The 12,958-nt window shown below is 70.7% G+C and carries 12 protein-coding genes; 4 read left to right on the top strand and 8 right to left on the bottom strand.

From position 1 onward, the window contains the following. Positions 1-196: 196 nt before the first annotated feature. Entirely contained in the window at positions 197-1,201 is a 1,005-nt protein-coding gene (locus tag ACFSJG_RS05345; RefSeq protein WP_378484161.1) for an ABC transporter permease, read from the bottom strand. A 95-nt stretch (positions 1,202-1,296) separates the two neighbouring features. Between ACFSJG_RS05345 and ACFSJG_RS05340 the strand changes: the two genes are divergently transcribed. Then, positions 1,297-1,857, top strand: a complete 561-nt coding sequence (locus ACFSJG_RS05340; protein ID WP_378484160.1) for a TetR/AcrR family transcriptional regulator — start codon at positions 1,297-1,299, stop codon at positions 1,855-1,857. Between the two features lie 4 nt (positions 1,858-1,861). On the opposite strand, the gene ACFSJG_RS05335 is transcribed toward ACFSJG_RS05340, so the two are convergent. After that, a complete protein-coding gene (locus tag ACFSJG_RS05335; RefSeq protein WP_378484159.1) occupies positions 1,862-2,617 on the bottom strand; it encodes an SIR2 family NAD-dependent protein deacylase in 756 nt (251 codons plus the stop codon). Between ACFSJG_RS05335 and ACFSJG_RS05330 the strand changes: the two genes are divergently transcribed. Further along, positions 2,616-3,089 carry a hypothetical protein gene (locus tag ACFSJG_RS05330; RefSeq protein WP_378484158.1) on the top strand — a complete coding sequence of 158 codons (474 nt, stop codon included), beginning with the start codon at positions 2,616-2,618 and terminating at the stop codon, positions 3,087-3,089. The genes ACFSJG_RS05335 and ACFSJG_RS05330 overlap by 2 nt on opposite strands. A 56-nt stretch (positions 3,090-3,145) precedes the next feature. On the opposite strand, the gene ACFSJG_RS05325 is transcribed toward ACFSJG_RS05330, so the two are convergent. Beyond that, positions 3,146-3,889 carry a maleylpyruvate isomerase N-terminal domain-containing protein gene (locus tag ACFSJG_RS05325; RefSeq protein ID WP_378484157.1) on the bottom strand — a complete coding sequence of 248 codons (744 nt, stop codon included), beginning with the start codon at positions 3,887-3,889 and terminating at the stop codon, positions 3,146-3,148. Beyond that, entirely contained in the window at positions 3,886-4,515 is a 630-nt protein-coding gene (locus tag ACFSJG_RS05320) for an alpha/beta hydrolase (RefSeq protein WP_378484156.1), read from the bottom strand. The genes ACFSJG_RS05325 and ACFSJG_RS05320 overlap by 4 nt, the downstream gene beginning before the upstream one ends. 68 nt (positions 4,516-4,583) lie before the next feature. Here ACFSJG_RS05320 and ACFSJG_RS05315 point away from each other — a divergent pair, with 68 nt between their 5' ends. Beyond that, positions 4,584-8,051, top strand: coding sequence for a TM0106 family RecB-like putative nuclease (locus ACFSJG_RS05315; RefSeq protein ID WP_378484155.1), 3,468 nt, complete (start codon positions 4,584-4,586; stop codon positions 8,049-8,051). An 18-nt stretch (positions 8,052-8,069) separates the two neighbouring features. Here ACFSJG_RS05315 and ACFSJG_RS05310 read toward each other — a convergent pair whose 3' ends face one another. The 3 genes from ACFSJG_RS05310 to ACFSJG_RS05300 are packed head-to-tail and all read right to left on the bottom strand — an operon-like array spanning position 8,070 to position 10,574. Continuing rightward, positions 8,070-8,624 (bottom strand): PadR family transcriptional regulator, encoded by a 555-nt coding sequence (locus ACFSJG_RS05310; protein WP_378484154.1) that lies wholly within the window; start codon positions 8,622-8,624, stop codon positions 8,070-8,072. Between the two features lie 44 nt (positions 8,625-8,668). Beyond that, positions 8,669-9,895 carry an amino acid deaminase/aldolase gene (locus tag ACFSJG_RS05305; protein ID WP_378484153.1) on the bottom strand — a complete coding sequence of 409 codons (1,227 nt, stop codon included), beginning with the start codon at positions 9,893-9,895 and terminating at the stop codon, positions 8,669-8,671. 37 nt (positions 9,896-9,932) lie between these two features. Then, on the bottom strand, positions 9,933-10,574 hold the full coding sequence (locus ACFSJG_RS05300; protein WP_378484152.1) for a TetR/AcrR family transcriptional regulator: 642 nt from the start codon (positions 10,572-10,574) through the stop codon (positions 9,933-9,935). Between the two features lie 77 nt (positions 10,575-10,651). Here ACFSJG_RS05300 and ACFSJG_RS05295 point away from each other — a divergent pair, with 77 nt between their 5' ends. After that, positions 10,652-11,968: a D-arabinono-1,4-lactone oxidase gene (locus ACFSJG_RS05295; RefSeq protein WP_378484151.1), complete on the top strand. Its 1,317-nt coding sequence runs from the start codon at positions 10,652-10,654 to the stop codon at positions 11,966-11,968. A 4-nt stretch (positions 11,969-11,972) separates the two neighbouring features. Here the strand turns inward: ACFSJG_RS05295 and ACFSJG_RS05290 are convergent, their stop codons facing one another. Beyond that, positions 11,973-12,938, bottom strand: a complete 966-nt coding sequence (locus tag ACFSJG_RS05290; protein WP_378484150.1) for an adenosine deaminase — start codon at positions 12,936-12,938, stop codon at positions 11,973-11,975. Positions 12,939-12,958: the final 20 nt, after the last annotated feature.

Raw genomic sequence — 12,958 nt, 5'->3', positions numbered from 1 at the left:
CCGCGTATGTGACGAGAATGGGTCGTCTCCCCTCCGGGAGACGACCCATTCTCCGTTTCGACGATGCGAGGAGCTCGAATGCTGACCGTGCAGGACATCCTGGTGTACGACCCGAAGATCGAGTTCTACAACGCGCTCATGATCGCGTTCGGGTCGAGCGACAAGGTGATCTACACGTAGGACGCGACGGTGGCCGCTACGCGGTGGCGACGGCGTCGTCCCGCGTGGCGCGCCGCGCGGACAGCGCGACCAGAGCCAACCCCACCGCGATCCAGACTCCCAGCACCAGAAGGGCCCGTCCGGCACCGGCACCGTCGAAGAAGGCGGCCGACCGGATGACGGTGCCCGCGGCCCCGATCGGCAGGAACTGCCCGATCGCACCCCACGGCTGCGGCAGCCACCACGGGCCGGTGGCGAGGCCGGACAGCGGGTTCGCGATGAAGACCATGACGACAGCGCCGATCCCGAGTCCGGGGTAACCGAGCAACGATTCCAACCCGAGCACGACGAGCGAGATCGCGGCGATGCCGAGCGCGACACCCGTTGCGGTGAGCCAGAACGAGCCGTCGATCGAGCCGAGCCAGAACTGCAGGATCGCGGTGATGACGATTCCCGCGACCACAGAGAACCCGATCGACCCGAGCACACGCAGCGTCCGGCTGTGCTTGAAGAGGGTGACGAGTCCGACGGCGGAGATCATGCCGCCGAACGCGAGTGGGAGGGCGAGTGCGGTGAGACCGGATCCGGCCGGGTCGTCCTCGGTGAGCGGCACGAGATCGGTGTAGGTCACCGACTGACCCTGCGCCGCGAGGCCGGCACCGACCGACTTGAGGAGGGGCGCGTAGGGCGCACCGGCGGCGGATGCGGTCTGGATCAGCACACCGTCCGGGGTGATCGAGATGCCTCCGACCGCGTCGCGCTCGGTGATCGCGGTCGCCACCGCGTCGGCGTCTGCGTGTGTCGTGACCTCGAACGCCCCGGGGCCGTTGGCGTCCAGCGCCGCCTCGAGTTTCGCGACCGCGGCGTCCGGGCCGGACATGGCGACGGGCAGGTCGTGGGCTCCGGAGTTGACCGCTGGTGCGGCGAATGCCAGCAGCATCAGCGACACCGCGAGGGTCAGTCCGGCGACGACGCCGAGGAGCACACGTGGACCGTGCGGCCGTCGCGTCTCGGCGGGCGGGGAATCGTGCAGTGCGGTCATCACCACTCCATAAGTGATAGAAAAATACTCCGATTAAATGGGAGTGTAATACTCCGCTTACTGGTCCACAATGGAGACGCCGAAAGGAGCTCGCCATGAGAGCCGACGCGCAGGCCAATCGCGACGCGGTGGTCGCCGCGGCGCGCAGACTCGTGGCGTCGAAGGGGACGACGGTGTCGGTGAACGCGATCGCCGCCGAGGCAGGTGTCGGCGTCGCGACGCTCTACCGGCACTTCGCCACCCGCGACGACCTGCTGTACGCGATCGCCGTCGACACCCGCGAGCGCATCGCCGCGATCATGGACCGCTACTCCGCAGGCGTGGCGCCCGACCCGGAGACGTGGTGGGCCTCGTTCGTCCGCGAGGTCGCGGCACTTCGTCCGGGAGCCCTCGTGTCGATCGTGGTGGACGCCCTCACCGACGGCGCGGACGTGTCGAAGTTCGTGGCGCTGCGGACCGAGGCGCTCGAATCCATCGAGACGGTGGTCTCCCTCGCCCGGGGCGTGGGTGTCGTCCGCAACGACCTGACGGCGGTGCAGTTCCAGCTCGGGCTGGCCACCATCACCCGGCCACTACCGACCGGCGCCGACCTGCCCGACCTCGCCGAACACGAGCGCTGGCTCGTCGAGACCTACATCCGAGGCGTGCGCGCCTGAAGGCTCACCTCGCGAGCGCCGGGAGCGCCTCGACGGCGGTGGCCCGCCAGGAGTGGGTGACCGCGTCACTCAGGTCGGTGCGCTGCGGGTTCACCTCGACGACTGTCGCGCCGGCGCGCATCGCACGCAGGGGAAGTTCGGCGGCCGGGTACACCACCCCGGACGTCCCGACGACGATCATCACGTCGCAGTTCTCGGCGGAGTCCGCGGCCGTCGCCCAGGCGTCGTCCGGCAGCGGCTCACCGAACCACACCGCGCCCGGGCGCACCGCCGCCCCGCAGTGCACGCACCTCGGCGGCGTCATTCGTTCGGCGGGCTCCGTCATGCCGTCGAACCGGGCGTCGTCGAGTTCGGCGGGCCGGCCGCATCCGCTGCACCGCGGCGCGTACAGGCTGCCGTGCAGGTGCGCGGAAACCCTCGAACCCGCACGCTCGTGCAGGTCGTCGACGTTCTGGGTCACGATGGTCAGCTCGGCGGCTCGCGCCCACTCGGCGACCGCGAGGTGGCCCGCGTTCGGTGCCACCCGGCGGACCATGGCAGCGCGCCACTCGTACCAGGCCCACACCAGCGCGGGGTCGCGCTCCCACGCCTCCGGAGTCGCCAGCTCGGTCGGATCGAATCGCTCCCACAGTCCGGTCAGAGCATCCCGGAACGTCGGGACCCCGGACTCCGCGGACATCCCCGCACCCGAGAACACCACCACCCGCTCGGCGGAACGGACCGTGTCGAGCAGCGCGGCATCGGGTTCAATGAGCGTCATGCCGACGATTGTGCCTGCCGACTCCGTGGACCGCGGACGACCGGGGTTCGGTGACGAGTTCCCGGCGCTGCTGCTGGTGAATCCCGACCCGGCCGGGGAACGTCGGGTGCTCGGCGCACTGCACCGGCTGGGGATCGCGGCCGCGGACGGCGACCGGGATCACCCCGGACAGAAGCTGTTCGGGACGCGCATCGTCGCCGACACCGCAGCCGACTGGGCGGGTTTGCAGCGCTGGGTGCGCGCCGTCGTCGCATTCGGACCGGAGGCGTGGGCGTCGACGCGGACGGCACTCGCACTCCCCCACGACGACTTCCGGCACGGCGCGACGGTCGTCACGGACGGTGACCGCCCGATCACGGTCGTTGCGTGCACCTCCCTCGGCGACCCGGGACTCACCGACGACGCGCTCCGCGAGTCACTGGTCGCGGGGCAGTCGGCGGCCCGCCTGACCTGGGGCTGCGGCGGAAAGTAGGCGCTCCGCGCCTGTGCGCCTTTCTGGTAGCACCCACTACCAGAAGTGCGCACAGGTCAGATGACGGCGGCGTCGAGCATGCGGTGCGCGACGTCGGCGTCGCCGAAGGTCTCCAACGCGGCGAGCGGGCGGCGGCGCCACATGGTCAGCAGCAGTTCGGCGGCGGTACCGCGGACCGCGACGTTGCCCTTTGCGTGCCCGGTCTCGACCGTGACACCGTCCAGCGAGAATCCGAGCAGCCACTCGGCGTCGTCGGTGTCGGTCCCGTGCAGGTGAACGGTCTTGCCGTGCAACGCCGCGGGCACCTCTGTGAGCGCGCGACGCAGCATCAGCCCGGCCCATTCGTCGACGCCGTCGGCGGCACCGCGCGCGTCCAGCGGCTCGGGCGCCGGCCCGCCCGCGGCGTGCACGGCGTCGGCGGCATCGATGCGGTGGACCGCGACCTCGTGCGCCTGCCTGCGGATCCAGAACCGCAACTCGCCCGGCCCGGAGAATGTCGTCACCGGATGGGTCGACTCGTGCGACGACAGCTCCGTCAGCAGCGCGTCGAGCGATTCCCGGTACGCGGACAGGCATTCCGGCCCCCGAGGCAGAGACTTCACCTCGGTTCCGAGCGAGGCACCGGGTCCGGCGGCCACCGTCGCGGCCACCCACCGATGCACGCGGCCGGTGTGCCGGACGACCCGTTCGAGCGTCCACCCGGGGACTGTCGGCACGGGTGCGTCCAGCGCGTCGGCGGGCATCGCCGCGAGCCGTTCGCCCTCGGTGCGCAGCAGCGTCAGGTGTTCGTCCGGTGTCATGGCTGCACCGTAGCGCGGACGAAGGCCGCGACATCGGAGGTCACCTGGCGGTGCACCGGTTCGTGCAAGAGATCGTGACCGGCATCCGGGTATTCGCGCATTTCGGCGTTCCGGACCGCGGACGTCCATGCCCGGGCACCGTCGATCGGCGCGAGCCGGTCGTCGACGCCGTGGACGACGAGGATCGGCGCCCGCACCTCATCGACGGCGCCCGGGTCGGCGGCGGCCCGGCGCGGTAGCCCGCACAACACCACCGCCACGAACCGCTCGGGCTGCTCGGCGAGGGCGGCGACGGCGGTGGCAGCACCGAGCGAGTGACCCATGACCGCCAGCGGCAGGCCGGGGCGGTCGGCAGCGGCGAGGTCCGCAAGCATCAACGCGTTGGCAGCGAGGTCGGTGACGGGGCCCGGATTCCCCGGCTCCCCTTCGCTCAGCCCGTGACCGACGTGGTCGAGTGCCCACGTCTCGATGCCCTCGGCGCCGAGTGCCCGCGCGAACCGGTGGTAATGGCCGGTGTGCTGGCCCATCCCGTGCAGGAAGACCAGACCGGCGACGGGGTCGGTACACGGCCAGTGCCGGACATGGACCTGCCCGGATGCACCGGCGAGGAATCTCGAGGACGTCATCGCGTCACCGTACCGACGGGCCGCGTCGGCCCCGCCTGCCTGTCACCGGGATCTGCCATAGTCGTTCCGTGTTCCTCCTCGACGACGTGACCGTGTTCAGCACGCGCGACCTCACGCAGGCCGCGGACTGCGAGTTCGCCCTGCTGCGCCGCTATGATCTGACGTTGGGCCACACCTCCGAGGCGTCGACGCCGGAGACCGATCCGATGCTGGCCCGCACATCCGCACTGGGCGACTCCCACGAGCGCCGCCGGCTGGAGTCCTACCGCGACCGGTTCGGCGACGGCGTCGTGGTGATCGAACGGCCGGACTTCGACGTCGACGGCCTCACCCGTGCGAGCCTCGCGACCGTCGCAGCGGCACGTGCCGGGGCGGAGGTGATCCACCAGGGCACCGTCTTCCAGAACGCGCGGTCCGGTGGCCGGTTCGTGGGGTTCAGCGACTTCCTGGTCCGCGAGGACGCCGGGTACCGGGTGATCGACACCAAGCTGTCGCGGCACGCACGCGTCCCCGCGCTGCTCCAACTCGCCGCCTACGCCGACGCCCTGTCGGACAGCGGCATCCCCATCGCGCCGGAAGCGAGCCTGATCCTCGGTGACGACAGCGTCGTCGACGTCGCCCTCGCGGACGTCCTGCCGGTGTTCCGTCGGCGGCGCGACACGCTGGTGCACCTCCTGGCGGACCACCGCCGCGGCGCGGCGCCCGTCGAGTGGGGAGCTGTTCGCGCCTGCGGTCGCTGCGAGTCGTGCACCCCGGAGGTGGAACGCACCCGCGATCTCGTCCTGGTCGCCGGAATGCGATCGACGCAGCGCGAGAAGCTGATTCGCGGGGGCGTCACCACCATCGACGCGCTCGCCGCCACCGCCGGCCCGGTGGACGGCATCGGCGCTCGCGTCCTCGACGGCCTGCGCGCGCAGGCGTCGGTGCAGCTCCGCTCGACGAAGGATCGTCCCGAGTTCGAGGTGATCGGTGACGGCGCCGCACTCGCAGGCGTCCCCGCCCCCGACCAGGGCGACGTCTTCTTCGACTTCGAGGGCGATCCGCTGTGGGCCGAGAACGGTTCCCCCGACTGGGGACTCGAGTACCTGTTCGGGGTGATGGAGTCCGACGGGACGTTCCGGCCGTTCTGGGCGCACGACCGGGCGCAGGAGCGGCAGGCGCTGCTGGACTTCCTGGACTACGTCACCGAGCGCCGGAAACTGTTCCCCGACATGCACGTCTACCACTACGCCGCCTACGAGAAGTCGGCGCTGCTGCGGCTCGCGGGCCGGTACGGAGTCGGCGAGGAGACCGTGGACGCGCTGCTCCGCGACGGCGTCCTCGTGGACCTGTACCCGGTCGTGAAGGCGTCCGTCCGGGTCGGCGCGCCGTCGTACTCGATCAAGAAGCTCGAACCGCTCTACATGGGCGAGCAGCTGCGCGGCGGCGACGTCACCGATGCCGCGGGGTCGGTGGTCGCGTATGCCGACTACTGCGAACTGCGCGACGCCGGGCGGGACGACGAGGCGGCGCAACTGCTGCGCGGCATCTCCGACTACAACGAGTACGACTGCCTCTCCACGCTGAAGCTGCGGGACTGGCTGCACAGCCTGGCCGCCGACCGCGGCGTGCAGCCGCATCCGGTCCAGCAGGCGGTCGCGGTGGTCGTCGAGGAACCCAGCGCCGACGAGGTCGCGCTCCGCGGGCACGTCGGGGATTCGCTGCCCGGTCACCGGACTCCGGAGCAGCAGGCCGCAGCGCTGCTCGCGGCGGCACTCGGCTATCACCGACGCGAGCGGAAACCGTTCTGGTGGGCCCACTTCGACCGTCTCACCGCACCCGTGGACGAATGGGCGGACACCGCCGACGTGTTCGTCGCCGAGTCGGTGGCCGTCACCGACGACTGGCGCAAGACCACCCCGCGGCAGCGGAAACTGCGGCGCACCCTCCGCCTCGTCGGACGGTGGGGGTCGGGGTCCGCACCGAGAGTGTCCGCGAAGCCGTTCGCGCTGTACGACGCGGCTACCGGCGTCGGATCGGACGACGCGGCCGCGCGTGGCACCGTGGACGTCACGATCGTCGCGGTCGAGGAGGACACGGGCCCGGACGGCAGGCCCCGGGACGTGGTGCTCGTCGAGGAATTGCAGGGTGCCGAGACGCACGAGCCGGTGCCGACGGCCCTTGCTCCCGAACGCCCGATCCCGACGACGAAGATCGAAGCGGCGATCGCCGTACAGGCCGCGGCGACGGCGAACGCCCTCCCTACCATGCCGCACACCGCGGCGGTGGACATCCTGCGCCGCATCCCGCCCCGCACCCGTTCCGGGAATCCGCTCCCCGCAGCCGATCCCGACGACCGAGCCCGCGCGATCACCGACGCGCTGCTCGACCTGGACGACTCGTACCTGGCGGTGCAGGGCCCGCCCGGGACCGGCAAGACGTTCACCGGCGCCAAGGTCGTCGCGGAGCTGGTGACACGGCACGGCTGGCGGGTCGGCGTCGTCGCGCAGTCCCATTCCGTCGTCGAGAACATGCTCGACGCAGTGGTCCGGGCTGGGGTGCCTGGCGAGCAGGTTGCGAAGAAGCCGACCTCGGGTCTCGCGGCCGAGCCGGCATGGACGAAGCTCGACCCGTCCGGTTTCCCCGGGTTCCTCCGGGACCACGAGGACGACGGCTGCGTCGTCGGCGGAACCGCCTGGGACCTGGCGCATCCCGATCGGGTGCCACCGGGCACCCTGGACCTGCTCGTGGTGGACGAGGCCGGCCAGTTCTCCCTCGCCAACACCGTCGCGGTCGGGATCAGCGCCCGAAACCTGTTGCTGCTCGGCGATCCTCAGCAGTTGCCACAGGTCAGCCAGGGCATCCACCCCGAGCCGGTGGACACCTCGGCGCTCGGCTGGCTCGCACACGGGCACGGCGCGCTGCCACCCGACCTGGGCTACTTCCTGGACGTGACGTGGCGGATGCACCCGGCGGTGTGCGCGCCGGTGTCGGAGCTCTCCTACGAGGGACTGCTCCACGCGAACGAGCCGGTGACCACCGCCCGGCACCTCGACGGCGTACCGCCCGGCGTCGACACCCTGTTCGTGGAACACGTGGGGAACTCGACGTTCTCGCCTGAGGAGGCCGACGCGATCGCGAAGCAGGCGCAGGAGCTGATCGGCGCCGCGTGGACGGCGGGCGCGGGCGCGGAGCCCCGCCCGCTCGAACAGTCCGACATCCTCGTCGTCGCGCCCTACAACGCGCAGGTGGCGTTGATCCGGCGGCACCTCGCCGACCTGGGGCTCGACGAGGTGCTCGTCGGGACCGTCGACAAGTTCCAGGGCCGCGAGGCCGCTGTGGTGTTCGTGTCCATGACGGCGTCCTCGGCGGACGAGGTGCCGCGCGGGATGGGATTCCTGCTGTCCCGGAACCGGTTGAACGTGGCCATCTCCCGCGGCAAGTGGCGGGCCGTCATCGTGCGCTCCCCCGCGCTCACCGACTACCTGCCGTCCACCCCGGCGGGCCTGATCGAACTGGGCGCGTTCCTGCGCACCCACCCGTGCGACGACCGCTGACGCCGCGCGCGAACCGGGTCAGTCGCGCTCGGGCAGCGCGTCGAGGACGAGCTCGCACCACCGGACGTTCTCCTGTTCGAAAGCGATCCCGCGGGCGAGCGTGAGGTACGACCCGAGGTTCTCGTCCGCCTCGACGAGGAACCGGTGCTCGGTGCGGCCGGCGAGCAGGTACTCGCGCCTGTCCTCGTAGCGTCTCAGTTTCGCCTGGGACACCTCGAGCTTGCGGGCGACGCTGTCCCGCACCGCCGGGACCGACTCTGCCGTCATGGCCTCGACCTGGACGAGCAACTCGTCGCGGATCGCGATGGGTTTCGGTGTGCTCACGACGAATTCGCCCAGCGCCGCCCTGCCTGCCGCGGTGAGGGTGTAGGTCCGCTTGTTCGGCCGCTTCTCCTGCTCGACGGTGCGGGCGACGATCAGGCCGTCCTGGTGCATCCTGTCGAGCTCGCGGTAGAGCTGCTGGGGGGTGGCGGTCCAGAAGTTGGCGACGGTGACGTCGAACGCCTTGGCCAGGTCGTATCCCGAGTACTCACCCTTGGTGAGTGCCGCGAGTATCGCGTCCCGGAGCGCCACGGCCCCATCGTAGGTGACCGGCCAGGCCACCCACGATCACCGGGTCAGCCGAAGCACTGCCCCTCACCGCGGTACGTCGGCACCGCGGTGGCGGTCCCGTCCGCGTCGACGAGATGCACCGCGGTGAACCGCTCGCACAGCTCACCGGCCTTCGCGTGCCGGAACCACACACGGTCGCCGATGCGCAGCGCCGACGCCGCGAATCCGGTCACCGGGGTCTGCACCTCGCCCGCGCCCTCGTTGCGGAGCAACTTCAGGCCGGCAGGCCACACCGGAGTCGGCACCCGGGACGCACCGGCAGGCCCGGACGCGATGTAGCCGCCGGAGAAGAGGGTGGCGATCTTCGGAGTCGGTCGCCGCACCGCGTCGAGTGCGAAGAACATCGCCGGCCGCGGGGTGAAGGCCCGGTACCTGTCGAAGAGGGTCGGCACGAACAGCCCGGACCCGGCGGTGACCTCGGTGACGGCCGGGTCGGCCGAACTGACCTCCAGGGACCCGGTTCCGCCACTGTTGACGATCTCCAGCCGTCCCACGACGGAGGTGACGGCGTCGACGACCGCGCCTCGCCGGGAGGACAGTTCCGCTGCCGACGCCTTCTTCACCAGCCGCACGGCGGGGCTGCTGTCCGGCAGGCCCGCGATCTGCGCCTCGTAGAACATCACGCCGACGACCCGGAAGCCGCGATCCGCGGCGACCCGTGCGAGGGCGGCGGCGTCGGCGGGGCTGCGCAGCGGGGATCGCCGCACTCCAAGGTGCACCGGCCCGATCCGCAGGGACGCGTCGATGTCGAGGCACACCCGCACGTCGGTGGATCCGGTGGCCGCGACGACGTCGAGCTGCCCGTCCCCGTCGACCATCAGGGTGATCGAGTCGCGCAGCACCGAGTCGGCGACGAGTTCCGCGAGCGCGGCCCGGTCGACGGTCGGGTACCCCATCAGCACGTCCCGGGCACCGGCCCGGACCAGCCAGATCGCTTCCCGCAGCGAGTACGCCATGATCCCCTGGAAGGCGCCCGCGCCGTCGGGGTCTGCGTAGGCGCCGGAACCGGTGAGACCGGACCCGAGTACCCGTTCGAGCACCGCCCGGACCCGGACGGACTTGCTGGCCACCCGGATCTTCGTGCCCGCCGCGCGGCGGGCCAGGTCTGCGGCGTTGGCGTCGAGGGACTGCAGGTCGAGGGCCGCGAACGGTCCGTCGAGGGCCGTGGTCGCCGCGTCGAGGCGGGCGACCACGGCGTCCGGGCTGCTGGTGCGCTGGATGGTCACGGTCACCGCCTCAGTCAACACCCTTGCTGGACAATCGTCCAGATCAGTTTTCGACGGCCTTCCTGGTCACCATCTGGACCAGGTCGTCCAACTCGGCGACGACGGCCTCGCCGTCGCGGTCGACGAGCCAGCGCAGCACGATGCCGTCGATGACCGCGAGAGCGAACCGCGCGATGTGCGGCACGGGTTCGGTCCACCGGGTGCCACTGTGCTCCGCGCAGCTCTCCAGGAAGGCGACCGCCTCGGCGTCCATCGTCGCGTACTGGTTGTTGGCGATGGCGCCGGCCAGTTCCGCGCCTGCGGCCTGCTGCCGCAGCCCGTACGCGGTGATCTCATAGGTCAGCAACTGACGGTCCGGGGTGGCCTCGATGATCGGCCACATCGCCGACAGCCCGCTGTGCAGCAGCCCCTTGAGCGCCCGGATACCCGTCTCGGACTCGTCGGCCCGCGCCTGACCGAACGCGTAGCGCAGGGCCTGGCTGAGCTGGAGAACCAGCGCCTCACCCATCGCGGCGACCAGCGCCTCTTTACTCTCGAAGCAGTAGTGCACGACCCCGAGCGACACGCCCGCGTCCTCCGCGACGGCACGGATGGTGACGGAGCCGACGCCGCCACGTTCCGCGATGCCCATGGCGGATTCCACGAGCTGCGCTCGTCGCTCCTCTGCAGGTAGCCGATTCAGCATGGGGTGATCGTAATTCGTAAGGACTCGGTAAGGATGCAGGTGTTGACCTGGACGGACGTCCAGTAAATGATGGTGACATGGATTCACAGACGTGGCAGAACTGGGCGCGCTGCGCCGACGCTCGCCCGACCCGCTATGCCACGCCGTCGACCGTTACTGAACTGAGTACCGAGATCGGGCGCGCCGCCGCCGAAGGATTGCAGGTCAAGTGCGTCGGCGCCGGCCATTCGTTCACTCCCATCGCCGCGACCGACGGTGTGATGATCAGCCTGGACAACCTGCAGGGCATCGAGTCCGTCGTTCCGACGACGGAGCCGTCGGGGGCGCTCGTCACCGTTTTCGCGGGCACCAGACTGCACGCACTCAATCCCGCATTGTGGGATCTGGGTCTGGCGATGGCCAATCTCGGCGACATCGACGCCCAGTCGATCGCCGGCGCCATCTCCACCGGAACCCACGGGACCGGCGCCCGTTTCGGCGGTATCGCGCACCAGGTGCGGGCCCTGCAACTGGTGCTCGCCGACGGCACCGTCGTCGACTGCTCCGACGAGGAGAACCCCGAACTGTTCCACGCCGCCCGGATCGGCCTCGGCGCGATCGGTGTCATCGCGAAGGTCACGCTGCAGTGCGTCGACGCCTTCCTCATGCGCGCCGTCGAAGCCCCCGGACTTCTCTCGGAGACCCTCGCGGGCCTCGACGAACACGTGGCCGGCACCGACCACTTCGAGTTCTACTGGTTCCCGCACACCGACCGGGTGCTGACCAAGCACAACACCCGGCTGCCCGCCGATCGTGCCGTCGACCCCGTCCACCCCGTCCGCGCGTTCGTCGAGGACGAACTGCTCTCCAACGTGCTCTTCGACGGCATCAACCGGGTTGCCACGGCGATCCCGTCGGCGATCCCCTCGATCAACGGCTTCACCGCGCGGGCCCTGAGCCGCCGCGAGTACGTCAATCGCAGCTTCGAGGTGTTCGCCTCGCCGCGGCGGGTTCGGTTCCGGGAGATGGAGTACGCCGTCCCCGCCGAGGCCGTCAGCGACACCCTCCGGGAGATCGACCGCTGGCTGAACAAGTCCGACGTCACCGTCGCGTTCCCGGTCGAGGTCCGCTTCGCCGCCGCCGACGACGTGTGGATGTCCACGGCGAACGGTCGTGACACGGCGTACATCGCGGTGCACCAGTACCACCGGCGGGACCACCGCGAGTACTTCGACGCCGTCGAGGCGATCGCCCGCGGCGTCGACGGACGACCGCACTGGGGCAAGCTGCACTCCCGCACCGCCGACGACCTGCGCCCCAGCTACCGCCACTTCGACGCGTTCGTGTCGGTCCGCGACAAGTACGACCCGGCGCGACTGTTCGACAACGCGTACCTGCGGCAGGTCCTCGGCTGACCGGTCAGCCGCCGAGGAGCTGGGCCTTGCGGTCGTCGCTCGCGAACGACGCCTGGATCGAGTTGCGGGCCAGCACTTCCCGTTCCTCGGCGGTGAGCCCGACCGCGGCAACGAGACCGGCGAAGGCGTCGTCGACGTACCCGCCGAAGTAGGCCGGGTCGTCCGAGTTGACGGACACGTTCAGCCCGGCCGCGAGCATGTCGCGCAGCGGGTGGTCGGCGAGAGTGTCGACCACCCGCAGCCGCACGTTCGACAGCGGGCACGTGGTCAGTGGAATGCGCTCCCGCACCAGTCGCTGCACCAGATCGGTGTCCTCCAGGCACCGGATGCCGTGGTCGATGCGCTCGACGCCGAGGAGGTCGAGGGCCTCGGTGATGTACTCCGGCGGGCCCTCCTCCCCCGCGTGCGCGACCACGTGCAGTCCGGCCGCACGCGCCCGAGCGAACACATCCACGAACTTCGACGGCGGATTCCCCACCTCGGCCGAGTCGAGGCCGATCCCGATGATCGGTGCGCCCACCGCGAGCAGGTCGGTCAGCAGGGCGTCCGCCTCGGATGCCGGGCGGTCCCGCAGGATTCCCGCGATCAGTCCACTGGTGACACCGAACTCGGCCTCGCTCGCGGAGACCGCGTCCGCCAGCCCGTCGAGCACCTCGGACAGCGGAACCCCGCGCGCGGTGTGCGCCTGCGGGTTGAAGAAGATCTCCGCGTGCGCCACACCCGCGCGCGCGGCGCGGGCGAAGTAGGCGCGGGTCATGTCGGCGAAGTCCTGCGCGGTCCGCAGGACCGCCATGTTCGCGAAGTAGAGGTCCAGGAACGACTGCAGGTCGGTGAACTCGTACCTCGAGCGCAGGTCGTCGAGGTCCGCGTACGGCAGCTCGATCCCGTTGCGCTCCGCCAGTTCGAGGATCAGTTCCGGTTCGAGCGACCCCTCGATGTGCATGTGGAGTTCGGCAAGTGGCGTCGTCATCAGGGTTCCCGTCGTAGAGG

Source organism: Rhodococcus gannanensis (assembly GCF_042681175.1).
GTDB lineage: Bacteria > Actinomycetota > Actinomycetes > Mycobacteriales > Mycobacteriaceae > Rhodococcus_G > Rhodococcus_G gannanensis.
This window is presented reverse-complemented; position numbering and strand designations above follow the sequence as displayed.

Excerpts from the sequence above, each read along its gene's own strand:
- ACFSJG_RS05345 (WP_378484161.1), bottom strand. The coding sequence starts at position 1,201 with ATGACCGCACTGCACGATTCCCCGCCCGCCGAGACGCGACGGCCGCAC.
- ACFSJG_RS05340 (WP_378484160.1), top strand. The coding sequence starts at position 1,297 with ATGAGAGCCGACGCGCAGGCCAATCGCGACGCGGTGGTCGCCGCGGCG.
- ACFSJG_RS05330 (WP_378484158.1), top strand. The coding sequence starts at position 2,616 with ATGCCGACGATTGTGCCTGCCGACTCCGTGGACCGCGGACGACCGGGG.
- ACFSJG_RS05335 (WP_378484159.1), bottom strand. The coding sequence starts at position 2,617 with ATGACGCTCATTGAACCCGATGCCGCGCTGCTCGACACGGTCCGTTCC.
- ACFSJG_RS05325 (WP_378484157.1), bottom strand. The coding sequence starts at position 3,889 with ATGACACCGGACGAACACCTGACGCTGCTGCGCACCGAGGGCGAACGG.
- ACFSJG_RS05320 (WP_378484156.1), bottom strand. The coding sequence starts at position 4,515 with ATGACGTCCTCGAGATTCCTCGCCGGTGCATCCGGGCAGGTCCATGTC.
- ACFSJG_RS05300 (WP_378484152.1), bottom strand. The coding sequence starts at position 10,574 with ATGCTGAATCGGCTACCTGCAGAGGAGCGACGAGCGCAGCTCGTGGAA.
- ACFSJG_RS05295 (WP_378484151.1), top strand. The coding sequence starts at position 10,652 with ATGGATTCACAGACGTGGCAGAACTGGGCGCGCTGCGCCGACGCTCGC.
- ACFSJG_RS05290 (WP_378484150.1), bottom strand. The coding sequence starts at position 12,938 with ATGACGACGCCACTTGCCGAACTCCACATGCACATCGAGGGGTCGCTC.